12 protein-coding genes and 1 pseudogene are annotated in these 15,948 nt (G+C 64.4%); 5 read left to right on the top strand and 8 right to left on the bottom strand.

What is annotated here, in order from left to right:
* The 4 genes and pseudogenes from A9G05_RS11030 to A9G05_RS28080 form a co-directional block, all read left to right on the top strand.
* Positions 1 to 503: pseudogene (locus A9G05_RS11030) on the top strand (type VI secretion system tip protein VgrG); the annotation flags it as partial.
* Positions 500 to 3,736: a hypothetical protein gene (locus A9G05_RS11025; RefSeq protein ID WP_069561010.1), complete on the top strand. Its 3,237-nt coding sequence runs from the start codon at positions 500 to 502 to the stop codon at positions 3,734 to 3,736. The pseudogene A9G05_RS11030 and the gene A9G05_RS11025, both read left to right, overlap by 4 nt.
* Positions 3,733 to 4,953, top strand: a complete 1,221-nt coding sequence (locus A9G05_RS28085) for a hypothetical protein (protein ID WP_256548360.1) — start codon at positions 3,733 to 3,735, stop codon at positions 4,951 to 4,953. The genes A9G05_RS11025 and A9G05_RS28085 overlap by 4 nt, the downstream gene beginning before the upstream one ends.
* A gap of 1 nt (position 4,954) precedes the next feature.
* Entirely contained in the window at positions 4,955 to 6,163 is a 1,209-nt protein-coding gene (locus A9G05_RS28080; protein ID WP_256548359.1) for a hypothetical protein, read from the top strand.
* A 98-nt stretch (positions 6,164 to 6,261) separates the two neighbouring features.
* On the opposite strand, the gene A9G05_RS11010 is transcribed toward A9G05_RS28080, so the two are convergent.
* The 6 genes from A9G05_RS11010 to A9G05_RS10985 all read right to left on the bottom strand — a co-directional run bounded on the left by A9G05_RS11010 (position 6,262) and on the right by A9G05_RS10985 (position 11,449).
* Positions 6,262 to 6,915 carry an HAD family phosphatase gene (locus A9G05_RS11010; protein WP_069561009.1) on the bottom strand — a complete coding sequence of 218 codons (654 nt, stop codon included), beginning with the start codon at positions 6,913 to 6,915 and terminating at the stop codon, positions 6,262 to 6,264.
* Positions 6,915 to 7,901 (bottom strand): ABC transporter ATP-binding protein, encoded by a 987-nt coding sequence (locus A9G05_RS11005; RefSeq protein WP_069561008.1) that lies wholly within the window; start codon positions 7,899 to 7,901, stop codon positions 6,915 to 6,917. Before A9G05_RS11005 ends, A9G05_RS11010 begins: the two co-directional genes overlap by 1 nt.
* A complete protein-coding gene (locus tag A9G05_RS11000; protein WP_069561007.1) occupies positions 7,898 to 8,695 on the bottom strand; it encodes an ABC transporter permease in 798 nt (265 codons plus the stop codon). The genes A9G05_RS11005 and A9G05_RS11000 overlap by 4 nt, the downstream gene beginning before the upstream one ends.
* Positions 8,682 to 9,524, bottom strand: coding sequence for an ABC transporter permease subunit (locus A9G05_RS10995; protein ID WP_069561006.1), 843 nt, complete (start codon positions 9,522 to 9,524; stop codon positions 8,682 to 8,684). The genes A9G05_RS11000 and A9G05_RS10995 overlap by 14 nt, the downstream gene beginning before the upstream one ends.
* Entirely contained in the window at positions 9,521 to 10,327 is an 807-nt protein-coding gene (locus A9G05_RS10990; protein ID WP_069561005.1) for an alkaline phosphatase family protein, read from the bottom strand. The genes A9G05_RS10995 and A9G05_RS10990 overlap by 4 nt, the downstream gene beginning before the upstream one ends.
* Before the next feature lie 63 nt (positions 10,328 to 10,390).
* On the bottom strand, positions 10,391 to 11,449 hold the full coding sequence (locus A9G05_RS10985; RefSeq protein WP_069561004.1) for an ABC transporter substrate-binding protein: 1,059 nt from the start codon (positions 11,447 to 11,449) through the stop codon (positions 10,391 to 10,393).
* 302 nt (positions 11,450 to 11,751) lie between these two features.
* Here A9G05_RS10985 and A9G05_RS10980 point away from each other — a divergent pair, with 302 nt between their 5' ends.
* A complete protein-coding gene (locus tag A9G05_RS10980; RefSeq protein WP_069561003.1) occupies positions 11,752 to 12,468 on the top strand; it encodes a UTRA domain-containing protein in 717 nt (238 codons plus the stop codon).
* A 458-nt stretch (positions 12,469 to 12,926) separates the two neighbouring features.
* Here the strand turns inward: A9G05_RS10980 and A9G05_RS10975 are convergent, their stop codons facing one another.
* Together A9G05_RS10975 and A9G05_RS10970 are read right to left on the bottom strand one after the other, a co-directional pair.
* Complete coding sequence (locus A9G05_RS10975) at positions 12,927 to 14,927, bottom strand: TonB-dependent receptor (RefSeq protein ID WP_069561002.1); 2,001 nt, start codon at positions 14,925 to 14,927, stop codon at positions 12,927 to 12,929.
* 103 nt (positions 14,928 to 15,030) lie between these two features.
* Positions 15,031 to 15,885, bottom strand: coding sequence for a transporter (locus tag A9G05_RS10970; RefSeq protein WP_069561001.1), 855 nt, complete (start codon positions 15,883 to 15,885; stop codon positions 15,031 to 15,033).
* Positions 15,886 to 15,948: the final 63 nt, after the last annotated feature.

The following is a 15,948-nucleotide window of genomic DNA, read 5'->3' as shown; positions in this document are numbered from 1 at the left end:
TGGAGGGCAGCGTCTACAGCGAGTTCCACGGCGAGGAGCACCACACCCTGCACAAGGACCGCAAGACCGAACTGAAGCAGGATGACCACCTCACCATCGGCAACGAGCAGCACATCCAACTGGGCAGCGGGCAGTTCATCGAAGCGGGGCAGGAGATCCACTTGTCCACCGGCCTCAAGGTGGTGCTGGAGGCTGGCAGCGAAGTGACCTTCAAGGCCGGCGGCAGCTTCGTGAAGCTCGACGCCAGTGGCGTCACCCTCAGTGGGCCCAGCATCAAGATCAACTCCGGCGGCGGACCCTCTGCGCCGACGCCCGCCGTCCCGTTACCGCCGTTACGCCCTCGCCCTGCCGACACCGCGCCGCCCCCGGGCCGCCTGGGCAAGGCCGAAGCCAACCCGCTTCAGGAACGCAAGCAAGGCCCGCAGCAACTGATCGTTGATGTGTGGGGCGACCCCACCTTCGGTGGCCAAGTACAACTGCTCGACCCGGAAGGTGACGCATGAGTGAGCTAAAGGATCAGCCCATCGAACAGGGCACTCGCAAACGCACGGACTACGACAACGCACGCCGTGCTCGGTTGGCGCTGAATATTGAACGCACCGATGGTGGGATGCTGCAGATTCCTGTCGAGCTGGATATGCGCAGCCACCAGGAAGAGCCCGAGATTCAGCAGAATACCTTCCTGGCCGTGGTGCCCATGGCGCGTCTTCCGGGTTACGAAAAACCCCATGAGCCACCCAAAGGTGCATTACCCCGGCCGGGCCATATCTATGTGTTCCAGAACGGCAAGCTGTGGCGCGAACTGGCCTGCGATGGCCAAGGCAACCTGGCTGATATCGATGTGGCCCATTGGCGCAAGCAAGCAGCGCAAGGCAAGCCAACTGACAAGCGAGCGCCAGTAGGCAAGCCCCTGGGGCTGACGCTGGTGCCGATGCTGTTGAAGGGCCGTTTTGTCGGCAATCAATACGCCATGGCCTATAGCGAAATGGCCTGGACCTGGGAATACATCGCTTGGTTGGAGGCCAACAGCGGCCGAGTGAAGAGTCGTTGCCAGATGGTCGGCCCGGCTTGGTCGGCAGCGGTTGTGGGCGGTGAACAATGGCGGCCGACCCAGGCGATGCCGATTGTCGTGATCGATAAGCAGGCTGAGGGGCTCAGGCCACGTGACCTGCATATCGAATGTGCGTTGCGTGACCCGGCGGCTTTCACTCCGGCCATGTCCACGCTTGATCCCCAAGAGTTGATTGTCGTGCTGCACAAGCAGCAGCAAGCGCTTGCAGGGCACATGGGGGAAACCGCTCCGGCTGCGCCACCTGCGCTACCCGCAGGCAAGGATGTTCTCGCAGAAAAGAACTTGCGCGGTTATCCCAAACTGGTCGGCTTCATGTTGGATGACCCGGTGTTCGAGCTGCGCCATGCGGTGGAGCAGTCGCGCCTGGCAACCGAAGCCTTGCAGACCTACAACGCCTTGGTGCCGTACCAGCCTTTTGGTCGTTACGCCGAAGTGCTGCATCACTGGGCGATGCGAAGTAACGCGCCATTGGCCGACTTGCGCGACCAGATCGATAGGGCCCCGTTTGAAAAGACCATGCTGCATGCCGAGCGCAAGTCTGCACGCGAGTGCATCCATCGCCAGCTCACGCGCGTGCTGGCGTTATCGCAGAGCAAATTGGTCGCGGTATGGAATGACTGGATCTACAGCAGCGATGAACGCTTGCTGGAGCCCTACAGCCTGCTGATCGACATGCTGAAAACGCTCAGTCGCCTGCCCCAGGCCAGCGATGCGCGCAGCACCGAAGTGGAAAGTAGAGAACTGGCTCAAGCGGTGGAGCGCCTGATCAGGCAACTGGTGCAGGCCAGCCATCCGCTTACCCGTGCAGCCCTGGCTGACCAGAGTGGAGCATTGCCCGAGTTGGCCAAGCGCCTGGCCAAGCTGGCTGCAACCAAGCAGGCGGTTGATGCGGAAAAGCTGGGCATCAGCAGCCTGGCCATGTTCGCCGGGCTGGAGAGTCAAGGCGCGGTCAATTACCAGTACGTTGCACAGAACATCGCCCTGGCGGTGGACGAGTGGTTGAACCACGTGAGCCAGTCGGTGGTACTCGCACTCAGGCAGTTGCGCACCAGTGCCGCCACCGTCCAGCTCGATATGCAGCGTGCGTTTGCACCAACACTTGGCCTGCTGGGCAAGCTGCATCGTCAGGCCGCGACGATCCAGTACCTCACCCAGGGTGAAGCCCTGGCCCGGAACATGGTGGTGCTTGGGGTGCATGGCGGTGGCTTCAGCTTTGGCTTGATGCCCAGCGAGCGCACCACTCTGACCCGAGAGAACTACCTGTATGCCAACCTGCAGGCCCGCAGCGGCAGGGTACTGGCCACCACCAGCGCCAAGCTGGCAGACGCCAACCACTTCGCCAGCAAGGACCTGGGCCACCTTAGGGTCGTGGCGGTTCCTGCTGACGATCCGCTGGTGCAGGAGTTGAACAGTTGGCGGCTCGGCGCCGCCAACCTGGGCCGTGCCGGGCAAATGGCCAAGTCGTCGGCCTTGCCGCTCTTTGCCACACTGATGGCGGCTTACAACCTGCACGTCAATACGGTGGGGGCCAAGGCGCTAATGGAAACAGATTTCGCGAGGTTTACCGTTGGCTACGTTTCTGCATCTGCAGATCTTTTTCTTGCCTCAAACAACGTCGCGCTAAAAATCATCGCGGACTCAGGCGTCCGCTCACCCTGGTATGCACTCTGGGAAAAGGGCCGCATTGATGTTTCGCGGATATCGGAACGCTGGGCCAGCAACCTCAGTAAGCGCACGGGGGGGAGTACCTGGCTCAGTGCTTCGAGAATTGGCTCCGGGGCGGCCATGGCGGTAACCGCCTTGCTATTTGCCTGGGACGCCAAGCGTGCTTTCGACCAAGGTGATAAGGATGTCGCGGCCGCCAATGCCATCGCCGCCTCCGGCGCTGCTATGTGGGCGCTCTACACGGTTGGCTTACTAGGCAGCCCCTGGGTATTGGGCGCGGGTATTTTGTTGCTGCTGGGCGGCGCGGTTGCAGCGGCGCTATTGGCCGATGGCGCTATCGATCAGGCGATCAAGCACGGCCCATTTGGCAAGGAACAGCGCCTGCCCCATATGAACGACCCCAGGGTCGCCTATCAGCAACTGCTCGGCGCTATCGGCCAACCCCAGGTACGCATCGAGCGCTTGGGCAAATGGTATAGAAGCGCCTCCGTAGAGGATCAGGCGAAGCTGCGGGCAGCGGCAGCCGAGGGTAAAAACGACCTTGACCCGCTGGACTGGGCCGTCGAGTTGCAGTCCGGCCTGCTGAGCCACTACCCCAGCGGCCAGGGTTTTATCCTGCTGGCGTCCGAGCTCAAGCTGGAGCGTGGTCATTACAGCGGTTGGCAGCCCAGGCCAGCCAAGGTCATTGCGCGGGAAAAACTCGGGGCCGTGGTGCTGGACGGCACTCGCGTGCTTTATGTACTGCCCTATCAGCACCCGCCGGCCTTCAACCCCTTGGCCGCCAGCCAATACGCACTCAAGGTGCGCGCCCAGTTTCGCCTCAGCCATCAAGCGTGCCGAGTAGGCGATCCTTTCCCGACGTATGACGACCTGGTCTTGCCGCAGCCAAGCCCGCGCCAGTGGGCGGCGTTCAATCCAGCGCTGCTGCCCAAGGAGGATCAAGTGATGGATGACGCGCCCTATTGGCTGATCGAACAGAGCGACTACGAAAAACTATGAACGTCCCCGTAATAGAGCCAAACCCATATACGGCCAGCGCCTACAACTCCAGCGATATTCCCACCCAGCCGCCACATAAATGGCGGGAGGATGCCAACCGCAGCAACCTGCGCCGCACCCAATTACGTTGGGGCCACTATGCCAACTTGCAGCCCTGGCAACTGGTCGATATCCAACTGCAGGCCAAGGAGCAGACCTTTGTCGAGCGCACGGGAGAGACTGAGCTGTATTGCGATCAACAGCGATGGCGGTTTGAGAATTTTAATAGGCTGCTTATATTGTTACCATTCCTAAAATATTGTGCTTTGTTTGTGGCGCCGTGGATTTTTTGGGTCATGGTGGTTGGCGTTGCATTGTCGGAGGCAATAAGTAGATCGCTGACTGTGGCTTCTCTGGTAGTGATCCCGGGACTAGTTATGATCGGAATCAGCGGCTGGCTCTATTGGGAGAGAAGTTTAAAAGCTTATTTGATTCAGGTAGGCATTGGTTTCGCTACGGCTCTGCTTGGCGCAGTATTTACTTATCATGCGACCAGCTACGGCGCTGATATATTTTGGTTTTGCGGAATCATGGCTTTCTCCATTTTTATGGGTGTAGTCGGCTTCGATTTTTTGCTGGATCTGTATTTGCGCCTCTTCAAATACGATGGCAGCGAGTTCAACCGGCAAACGGGGATGGTGACCATCGCCCGGCGTTTTCGTAAGCCGTTCGTGGCACCTTTCTATGAGTTCGACACCACCATGGAGTTTCGCCCTGGGCCTCATGGCAGTGGCGGCATGGCGCTGTGGATGCATCACCGTTATGCCGACTGCGAGCTATTTCTCGGTGGCAAGATGCATCCGCTGGGCCTTACCCCGGAAGAGGCGCTGGCCTTCTGGGACTGCCTGCAGCGCTATATGGACATCAGCCAGCCGCTACCTGAACTGCCGGTGCTCGAACAGTTCCGCCACCTCGACCCCATCACGGCCGCGCACGACCGGCAGAGCAAGCGAGAGGCGCGTTACTGGCGCGAGATGCCCTACCGCGCCTGGCAAGGCCGTGGTCAACACGAGACGATGAAGCGCAACCAGAAATACCCCTGGCAACAACAGCCCTGCATCCTCCAGGCCCGGATCGACCCGGCGCTGAGCATCGAGGCCTATTACCGCAGCCAGGAAGCCAAGGGCATCCACGCCACACCCAAGGCCGATGACTTCGACAACATCCACAGGGGTTGAAATGAACACCTCCGTGATAGAACCAAGCCCTTACACAGCCAGCGCCTACGACTCCAGCGCTATCCCCACCCAGCCGCCGCATAAATGGCGGCAGGATGCCAACCGCAGCAACCTGCGCCGCACCCAGTTGCGTTGGGGCCACTATGCCAACTTGCAGCCCTGGCAACTGGTCGATATCCAACTGCAGGCCAAGGAGCAGACCTTTGTCGAGCGCACGGGAGAGACTGAACTGTATTGTGATCAACAGCGTTGGCGGTTCGAGAACTTTAATAAGCTGCTTATATTGTTACCGTTCTTAAAGTATTGCGCTTTATTTGTGGCGCCTTGGTTTTTTTGGGCATTTGCAACCATGGTCTTGCTGCCGAAAACATTGCTGCCCCATTCTCTTTTAGGGCTATTTGCTTTTCTGATGATCGGCCTTAGCGGCTGGCTCTATTGGGAGAAGAGCCTGAAGGCGTACTTAATTCAAGTCGGTACGGGCTTGACGACGGCTCTGCTTAGCGCGTTATTGACTTACAGTACGTCCAGCTACGGTACCGATCTATTTTTGTTTTGCGGAGTCATGGCTTTCTCCGTCTTTATGGGCGTAGTCGGCTTCGATTTTTTGCTGGATCTGTATTTGCGCCTCTTCAAATACGACGGCAGCGAGTTCAACCGGCAAACCGGGATGGTGACCATCGCCCGGCGCTTTCGTAAGCCGTTCGTGGCACCTTTCTATGAGTTCGACACCACCATGGAGTTTCGCCCCGGGCCCCATGGCAGTGGCGGCATGGCGCTGTGGTTGCATCACCGTTATGCCGATTGCGAGCTATTTCTCGGTGGCAAGATGCATCCGCTGGGCCTTACCCCGGAAGAGGCGCTGGCCTTCTGGGACTGCCTGCAGCGCTATATGGACATCAGCCAGCCGCTACCTGAGCTGCCGGTGCTCGAACAGTTCCGCCACCTCGACCCCACCACGGCCGCGCACGATAGGCAGAGCAAGCGAGAGGCGCGTTACTGGCGCGAGATGCCCTACCGCGCCTGGCAAGGCCGTGGTCAACACGAGACGATGAAGCGCAACCAGAAATACCCCTGGCAACAACAGCCCTGCATCCTCCAGGCCCGGATCGATCCGGCGCTGAGCATCGAGGCCTACTACCGCAGCCAGGAAGCCAAGGGCATCCACGCCACGCCCAAGGCCGATGACTTCGACTCTGTCCATCGCCCTTGAGTCTTTGCCATGCGTTGCAGCCGCTACGTTGTGGTCCGTAGCAACGGGCTGGCCAAGGTTCCGTTTGCATTTCACCCCTCCCCATGCCCTGAGCGGCCTCAGCGCCAGGCCAGGATCGGCCAGCCGGCCTGCTCGGCGTGGGCGCGCAGCGTCGGGTCGGGGTTGACCACGCGGGGGTTGTCGACCATGCCCAGCAGCGGCAGGTCGTTGCGTGAGTCGGAGTAGAAATAGGCGCCGTCCAGGCGCTCGCCGTGTTCGGCCAGCCAGGCGTTCAGGCGGGTCACCTTGCCGTCGCGGTAGGTCAGCACGCCTCGGGTCTTGCCGCTGTAGTGGCCGTGTTCTTCGGCCAGGTCGATGGCCAGGACTTCCTCCACCCCCAGCCGCTCGCCGATGGCGCTGACCAGGAAGTGCGCCGAGGCGGAGACGATCAGCAGCCGGTCGCCGGCCTGGCGGTGCCCGGCCAGGCAGCGCATGGCGTCGCTGTGGATGATCGGCTCGATCACGTCCTCGACGAAGGGCTCCACCACCGAGGCGACTTCCTCGGCGGTGCGGCCCACCAGGGGCGAGAGGCTGAAGGCCATGTAGTCCTCCATGGCCAGCTTGCCCTCGGCGTAGAGGGTCATCAGCTCATGGTCTTTGGCCAGGAAGGAGTCGCGGTCGACCCAGCCGAGGTCGGCCATGTGTGCGCTCCACAGGCTGGCGCAGTCGCCGTCGATCAGGGTGTCGTCGAGGTCGAAGATCGCCAGGGCCATCACGCCACCTCCCGGACAGCGTCCGCGTCGATGCGCAGGCCGATGCGCCGGCCCACCGGGTGCAGGTCGTCGGCGGAGCGGTTGAGTACGTCCACCAGCAGCTCCACGCCCTGGGCCTGGACCCGGTAGCGGATCACGTTGCCCAGCAGGCTGTGGCTGCGCACTTCGGCCTCGATGCCGCCTTCGCCCAGGGCGATGGCCTCCGGTCGGATCGCCACGCGGGCGCTGACCGGCCGTTGCAGCAGGCGGCTGGCGGCTTCGGCCTCCAGCAGGTTGTAGTTGCCGATGAAGCCGGCGGCGAAGGCGTCCACCGGCGCGGTGTAGAGGGTCTCGGCGTCGCCGCTCTGGACGATGCGCCCGGCGTTCATCAGGAAGATGCGGTCGGACAGGGTCAGCGCCTCCTCCTGGTCGTGGGTGACGAAGATGGTGGTCAGCCCCAGCTCCTGCTGGATGCTGCGGATCTGCTCGCGCAGGTGCTTGCGGATGCGTGCGTCGAGGGCCGAGAGCGGCTCGTCCAGCAGCAGCAGGCGCGGGCGGGTCACCAGGGAGCGGGCCAGGGCCACGCGCTGGCACTGGCCGCCGGAAAGCTGGTGGGGGTAGCGCTCGGCGTGCTGGTCCAGCTCCACCATGGCCAGGGCTTCCTGCACGCGGCGGGCGCTGTCGTCCTTGCCGACCTTCTGCATGCGCAGGCCGAAGGCGACGTTCTGCGCGGCGGTCATGTTGGGGAACAGGGCGTAGCTCTGGAACACCATGCCGATGCCGCGCTTCTGCGGCGACAGCGGCACCAGGTCCTGGCCGTCCAGCAGGATCTGCCCGCCGTCCACCTCGGTGAGGCCGGCGATGCAGCGCAGCAGGGTCGATTTGCCGCAGCCCGAGGGGCCGAGGAGGGTGACGAACTCACCCTTGCCGATCTCGCAATCGATGTCGGTGAAGATGGTGGTCTGGCCGTAGCGTTTGTGCAGGCCGCGGATCGAGAGAAAGCTCATGCCTTGTCCTTGTTCAGACGGTTGGCTGCCCAGGTGCCCAGCAGCACGAAGAGGAAGTAGGAGATCACCAGGGCGCTGTTGAAGTGGCCACTGCTGTTGCGCATGTTGTTCAGGTACACCTGCAGGGTCTCGTAGCGGGTGCCCACCAGCAGGTTGGCGAAGACGAACTCGCCGAAGAGGAAGGAGAACGACAGGAACAGCGACACCATCAGGCCCTTGCGCAGGTTCGGCAGCACCACCAGGAAGGCGGCCTGCCAGGTGCTGGCGCCGAGCAGGTGGGCGGCGTCCATCAGGTCGCGCAGGTTGATCGCCTGGAGGTTGTTGGTGATGGCCCGGTACATGAAGGGCAGGGCCACGGTGAAGTAGCAGCCGATGAGAATCCACGGCGTGCCGATCATCGCCAGCGGGCCCGAGCCGTAGAGCTGCAGCAGGCCCACCGAAGACACCACAGGCGGCACCGCGAAGGGCAGCAGGATGAGGATGTTCATCAGCGCGTCCAGCTTGGGGAAGTGGTAGTGCACCACGAACAGCAGCGGCAGGATCAGCACCACCGACAGCGCCAGGGCGCCGAAGCACACCAGCAGCGACTGGCCGAAGGCGGCGAGGAAGCGGGCATCGCTCCACAGCGCCAGGTACCACTTGAAGGTCAGCCCGTCCGGCAGGATGGTCGCCGACCAACTGGTGGACAGCGAATAGAGCAGGGTGCCGGCCAGCGGCAGCAGCAGGATCAGGAACAGCACCCAGACCACCAGGCGGTGGTAGAGGCCGGCGGCCCGGGTTTCAGCGCGCGACATGGTAGCTCCTCTTCAACAGCCACTGGTGGACGACGGTGATCAGCGCCATCAGGCCCACCAGCACCATGGCCAGGGCGCTGGCCAGTGTCGGGTTGAGGGCGATGTCGCCGGCCACCATGGCGGCGATGCGGATCGGCAGCACGTTGAAGTTGCCAGTGGTCAGCGCGTACACCGTGGCGTAGGCGCCCAGGGCGTTGGCCAGCAGGATGATGAAGGTGCCCAGCAGCGCCGGGGTCAGCACCGGCAGGCCGATGTAGCGCCAGAAGTGCCAGGTGCCGGCGCCCAGCAGCGCCGCCGACTCGCGCCAGTCCTGGCGCAGGGCGTCGAAGGCGGGGTAGAGCAGCAGCACCCCCAGGGGAATCTGGAAGTAGGTGTAGAGCACGATCAGGCCGGTCTTGGAGTAGAGGTTGAAGTCCTCGATCAGCCCGCTCTGCTTGAGCAGCAGGGTCAGCGCGCCGTTGAAGCCCAGCAGGATGATGAAGGCGAACGCCAGCGGCACTCCGGCGAAGTTGCTGGTCATGTTGGAGAAGGCCATGACGAAGTCACGCAGGCGGCTGTCCACCTGGCGCAGCGAGTAGCTGCCGAACACGGCGATGACGATGCCGAACAGGCTCGACCAGAAGGCGATCTCCAGGCTGTGCTTGATGGCCTGCAGGTAGAACTTGGAGCTGAACACCTTGGCGTAGTTGCCCAGGCCCCAGCCTTCGGGGCTGTTCAGGCTGTTGATGGCCACCCAGGCCAGTGGGGCGATCTGGAAGACCACGAAGAAGACGGCGAAGGGCAGCAGGCACAGGAGCGCCAGCCATTTGCCGCGGTTGGCTGAATTCACTTCAACAGCTCCCGGCAGAAGGGTTTGTCGTGGGGGATGCCGAGCAGCTCGCAGAGTGTGCCGCAGAGTTCGGTCTGCAGCGGGCGGGCGGTCGGGTCGAGGCTGAAGGCGTCGCCGATGACGAACAGCGGCACTTCGCGCTCCTCCGGCAGGGTTCCGTTGTGGGAGCGGTCGACGTTCATGCCGTGGTCGGCGGTGACCATCACCTGGTAGCCGGCATCCACCCAGCGCTGCAGGTACTCGGCGAGGATGACGTCGGCCATGCGCGCGGCGTTGCGGTACTGGGCGCTGTCCAGGCCGTGCCTGTGGCCGGCATCGTCGATGTTCATCGGGTGCACCAGCAGCACGTCGGGGCTGTGGCGCAGGCGCAGGTGCTCGGCGTCGGCGAACAGGTGCGCATCGGGGTAGTGGTCGGCCCAGTAGAAGTGCCCGTACTGGATGGGCAGCTCGGGGGCCTCGGTGTGGCGGTCGCGGGCCGGGTCGAAGGGCGAGCGGTTGTAAAGCTCGCTGAACCAGTGGTAGGCCGCGGCGGCGGTGCTGAGCCCGGCGTCGCGGGCGATGTGGAACAGGCTGCGCTCGCGGGACAGGCGCGAGACGTCGTTGTGGACGATGCCGCTGTCGATGGGCGGCACGCCGGTGAGGATGCATTCGTAGAGTGGGCGTGACAGCGCCGGCAGCTCGCATTCCAGGCGGTACAGCGCGGCCCGATCGGCGGCGCACCAGGCGAGCAGGTGGCCCATGGCGTGGCTGGCCACAGGGTGGTTCAGCCCGTCGAGCAGGACGAGGACGGCTTTTCTCTTCATTCTGACTGCCTCAAGCGGGGCCCGGCCCCGGCGCGCATGGCGCACCGGGGCGGGCGACCGGGCTTATTCCATCTCGATGATGACCTGCTCCTGCCATTGCTGCGGCAGGGCCTTCGAGGTGGCTTCCCAGGCTTTGGGGTCCTTGATCGGCTGGACCTTGGCGTACTGCTCGTTGGGCAGCAGCTTGGCCTGCACCTCGGCCGGCAGGGTCAGGTGCTCGGCGCGGATCGGGCGGGCGTTGCCCTTGGCCAGGTTGATCTGGCCGGCGTCACTGAAGATGTACTCGCGGGCCAGCTTCGCGGCGTTCGGGTTCTTGGCGTACTTGTTGATGATGGTGGTGTAGCCGGAGATCACCGAACCGTCGGAGGGGATCAGCACCTCGAAGCGGCTGGGGTCGATCTGGTCACGGTAGGAGAGGCCGTTGAAGTCCCAGACGATGCCCACTTCCACCTCGCCCTTCTCCAGGGTCTGGATGGTCGGGTTGGACAGCGACAGGCGCTTCTGCTTGGCGATCTCGGCGAAGAATTCCAGGCCCGGCTGGATGTTCTTCTCGTCTCCGCCGTTGGCGATGGCGGCGGCCAGCACGCCGTTCACCGCCTGGGCGGCGGCGCTGACGTCACCGATGGCGACCTTGTACGTGCCCTTCTTCAGGTCCGCCCAGGACGTGGGCACATCCTTGACCAGTTGCTTGTTGACGATGAAGGCGATGGAGCCGGTGTAGGCGAGGGCCCAGTGGCCGTCGGCATCCTTGGCCCAGGCGGGGATCTGGTCCCAGGTGCTGGGCTTGTAGGGTTGGGTAACACCCTGCTCCTTGGCGATGGGGCCGAAGGCGGCGCCGACGTCGCCGATGTCGGCGGTGGCGTTTTCCTTCTCGGCGGCGAACTTGGCGATTTCCTGCGCCGAGCTCATGTCGGTGTCCATGTGCTTGAGGCCGTACTTCTTCTCCAGGTCGACCCAGGTGTCTTTCCAGTTGGCCCAGCTATCGGGCATGCCCACGCTGTTCACGGTGCCTTCCTTGCGGGCGGCTTCTTCGAGGGTCTTCAGGGCAGCGTCGTCAGCCATGGCCAGGTTGCTCATGGCCAGGGTCGTTCCAATCAGTGAAGCCAGCAGCAGGCGTTTCATATGCAGCTCCTTAGCGGGGTTGTGTTGTTGGTCTAGATCAGCAAGACCCAGGCCAATCTAATGGCCCCGGATGACGGTTTTATTTCACGGCACGCCGCGACCTCGCCTGCTGTCGCGGCGAGAGCAAGCGTAGACCATGGCTACAAGGTCGATGGCGCGCGGGCTGGGGCTATGCTCCTGGCATGGGCCATGCAAGTGCGAGGTGGTGTCACGGAACGGTCATGCAGGCTGCCTAGGATGACGACGACCCTGCCGGCGCCGCACTTTTATGGTGCTGGTCTATTCCAGATTGGAGTCTTTCGATGCGCGATGAGGCGCCCCGTACCGTAACCGCCATCTGCCATGCACTGCAGGAGCAGATCAAGCACGGCTTGTTGCCCCTGGGTGGCAAGCTGCCGGCCGAGCGCCGGCTCAGCGAGCTGTTCGACACCACCCGCATCACCCTGCGCGAGGCGCTGGGGCAACTGGAGGCCCAGGGGCTGATCTACCGCGAGGAGCGCCGCGGCTGGTTCGTTTCGCCGCCACGGCTGGCCTACAACCCGCTGGTGCGCAGCCACTTCCACGCGATGGTGGCCGAGCAGGGGCGGGTGCCGGCGACGGAGGTGCTGGGGGCGCGGCTGATCCCGGCCAGCGTGGAGATCTGCGAGCTGCTGGAGCTGCCGGCGCTGTCCAGCGTCTACCAGATCCGCCGGGCCCGCCGGGTGGATGGGCGGCTGGTGCTGTACGTGGAGCACTACCTGAACCCGGCGTACTTCCCCGGCATCATCGAATTCGACCTGACCCGCTCGCTCACCGAGCTGTACGCCAGCGAATACGCCATCCGCTACGGGCGGGTGCGCTTCGACATGGTGCCCACCGCACTGCACCCGGAGGCCGCCACCCACCTGAAGGTGACGGCCGGCAGCCCGGCGCTGAAGATCACCCGCATCAACCGCGACCAGCACGGTCGGCTGATCGACTGCGACCTGGAGTTCTGGCGCCACGATGCCATCCACGTCAGCGTGGAGGTGCCGGAGTAAGGCATCTTGTGAGCCTCTCAAAGGCTGTGTCCCGAAAGCGCGTTGCTGACTATCGAGTGCTGCTGATGTCACCTGTTTCGCCTTCCCAGGCGAGTCACTTTTCTCAATCGCCCAGAAAAGTAACCAAAAGGGCTCGCCCCTGCATCCGGGTCCCGCTTCGCGGGACTTCCCTCGCTCCGTCGCCGCTACGGGGGCCGGCGCGATGGGCCATCCATGGCCTGGCGCGCCTCTCGCGGCATCCATGCCGCTCGTCCCCCTGCGCAACGACTGCGCTCGGCCTCCTGAAGTGGCAGATTCCCTGCCTCAATCTCTGAGTCCGGCATGGCTCCACAGTGCGCTTCGGGTTTGCTCCCTTCTCCCTTCCGGGAGAGGGCCAGGGCACCCGGTGGATACAGGGAATGGAGAGTCGCTCTGACCACCTAGGCGATGACGATACGGGGCGTTTTTAGAAGCGCCCTTCAGAAGTTCAGGCTGGCGCCGGCATAGATGACGCGGCCGGGGCCGGGCTCGAAGTAGCGGGCGTTGCCGTCGTTGATGCGGATGTTGTCGTAGTAGTCCCGGCCGAACAGGTTGTCGATGCCCAGGTAGGGCTCCAGGGCCTGGCCGTTCCATTCCAGGCGGGTGCCGAGGCGGGCGTTGACCAGGGTGTAGCCGCCGACCCGCACGTCGTTGGCGTTCTCGGCGTAGAGCCGGTCCTGGGTGACGCTGTTGAGGCGGGCGTAGCCGCCGTCCCATTCGTAGGCCACTTCGGCGAACAGCGACTGGCGCGGGATGCCGGGGATGGCGTTGTCGCCATGGTCGGCGTTGCCGCTCTTGAACTCGATGAAGCGGTAGTCGTTGTAGCTGTAGGCGGCGGCCAGGCGCCAGTGCGGGTCGAAGCGCCAGTCCAGGCTCAGTTCCAGGCCGTCGCGGCGGGACTTGCCGGCGTTGGCGTAGTAGGTGATGCCGCTGCCGTAGGGCACCAGTTCGTCGTCCAGGTCGATGCGGTAGAGCGCCGCTTCGTAGCGCAGGTCGTTCCATTCCCCTTTCAGGCCCACTTCGCGGTTGGTGGCCTGGGCCGGGCCGAGTGCGGGGTTGAAGCCGCCGCCGGCCGGGTTGGCCAGTTCGTTGGCGGTGGGCGTTTCGAAGGAGGTGGCGTAGCGCGCGTAGAGCACGTGGTGCGCGTCCAGCCGGTAGCTCAGACCCAGGCTGCGGTTCCAGTCGCTGTAGGTGCGGGCACTGGAGTCGTCGCCGTTGCCGAGGAAGCGGTCGTCCACCTCCAGCTTCACGCTGTCGCGGCGCAGCCCGAGGGTGGCTTGCCAGCGTTCGCCGAGCTGGATCGCGTCTTCCAGGAACAGGCCCTGGCTGCGCGCCTGTTCCCGTTGCTCCAGGGTCAGGGCGCCGGTGCGGCCGTCGAGGTTGTTGTGGCGGTCGCGGTCGTCACGCTGGGCTTCCAGGTCGAGGCCGCCGGTGAGCTGCTGGGGCAGGCCGAACCATTCGGCGTGGTGGGTGTACTGGGCGCCAAGGCCGCTGAACAGGCGGTCGTAGCGGGTCTGGCCGTTGTTCTGCAGGGGCAGGCGGTTGCCGAACTGGCGGCTGCCAACCCAGCTGCGCAGCAGGTAGCTGTCGTCGCCGGCGGCCTGGCCTTCCCAGGTCAGTGCCAGGCGTTGCTGGCGGATGCGTTCGTCGGAGTTGAAGCGCAGGCTCTGGGCCCGCGCCTGGCTGCGGTCGGCGCGGACTTCGGCGCGGGTCAGGGCGCCGGGGTCTTCGGAGCGGTTGTCCAGGGCGCTGAGGCTGAGCCCGAGGCGGCCGGCCTCGGCCTGCCAGGCGAGCTTGCCGGTGAAGCTGTTGGCTTCGGCGCGGCCGTGGTCGCGGTAGCCGTCCAGTTGGGTGCTGTTGAAGGCCAGCAGGCCGCCGAGGTTGTCGACGCTGCCGCTGGTCTCGGCGCGCACGCGGTGGTAGCCGAGGCCGCCGGCGCTGACATCCAGTTGGCTGAAGGGCGTTTCCCCCGGCTCGCGGGTGCGGATGGCCAGCACGCCGCCGGCGGCGTTGCCGTAGCTGCTGGCGGCCGGACCGCGGATCACTTCGAGGCTTTCCACCAGGGCGGTGTCGACGCCGTCCATTTCGGTCTGGCCGTCGGGCATGGTCAGCGGCACGCCGTCCACCAGCACCCGCACGCCGCGCACGCCGAAGCTGGAACGGGCGCCGAAGCCTCGGATGGCGATACGCATGCCCTGGGCGAAGTTGTAGCGGCTCTGCACGTAGGTGCCGGGCACCTGGGCGAGCTGGGTGTCGAGGGTCAGGCTCTGCTCACCGGGGCGGTTGGCGGTCTCCACGGCGCTGACGGCGACCGGGGCCGTGAGCCAGTCGGTGCGGGTGCGCGAGGCGGTGATCTCCAGCGGGTCCAGTTCGGCGACCTCCTCGGCCAGCAGCGGGCTGGAGGCGGCGAGCAGGGACAGGGTCAGGGCGGCGGGCTTCATGGCGTGTCGTTCTTATGTCGGGCTCGGGCTGTGCCGATCATAGGGGCCTGTGCCGGGGGATGCACGGCACGGGCCCTGGGCCTTTGGTAGGAGGTGGTGGGGGTCAATAGAAGTAGGCGAGGCGGAATTGCAGGGAGTTGTCGATCTTCACGCCCTCGCGCACCTGGGTGTCGTGCATCACCTGGCCCATCAGCTGCAGCTGCTTGTTGACCATGGTGGCCAGCGAGACGCCAACGGTGCCGTTGTCGCGGCTGGTGGCCAGGGTCTGGCCGTCGAGGGTTTCTCGGCCGCCCCAGTTGTGCCGGTAGGTGAGGGCGGCGTAGGTGTCGGGGGTGAAGTTGTAGCGCAGGTGGTTGTGCAGCTGGATCAGCGGGTCCTTTTTGGCATCGGTGCTGCGCTGGTCGCCGTAGAACTCGGTTTCGGCGATGACGTCCCAGCTGATGCGCTCGGTGAGGCCCTTGATGTAGCCGACCTGGAAGTCCACCGCCCAGCGGTTGTTGCTGAGGGCGAAGCCGTCGTTCTTGTCGCTGCCGGTGGGGGCGGTGACGAACACCGACCAGCCCAGGTGCTCGTTGCGCGCCAGGTCGCCAATGGTCCACAGGGTGCCGCCGAAGGTGATGTCGCCGAGGCCCGAGGTGCGGGTGTCGCTGGCGCCCACCTCTTGGGTGCCGAAGGGGATGACGATCTGCGGGTCCCAGGTGTAGCCGGTGCCGAAGAAGTCGGTGAAGTGGATCAGCCTGAGCACGCCGACGGTCATGTCCAGGTCGAGGTTGTCGGCCACCTTGTGGCCGCCGGAATAGACCTCGTCGCCCCGTGGGTTCTGCTGGTAGAGCACCACCACGTCGGTGCCTTTGGGCAGGGCGGTGTAGTCGCCGGCATCGGGCTTGACGTCGGCCTGGGCGAAGGGGGCGGCCAGCAGCAGGCCGGTGGCGAGGGTGAGGGCGTGGCGTGTGGGCATGGCGGGTCTCTCTTGTTGTTTTCGGGCATGGCTGCGCCCGGACGGCGCCCGGGTGGGCGTCGT

Source organism: Pseudomonas sp. ENNP23 (assembly GCF_001728945.1).
In the GTDB taxonomy this organism is placed as follows: domain Bacteria; phylum Pseudomonadota; class Gammaproteobacteria; order Pseudomonadales; family Pseudomonadaceae; genus Metapseudomonas; species Metapseudomonas otitidis.
Note: the sequence above shows the minus strand (reverse complement) of the source record. Positions and strands in the feature narration are given on the sequence as shown.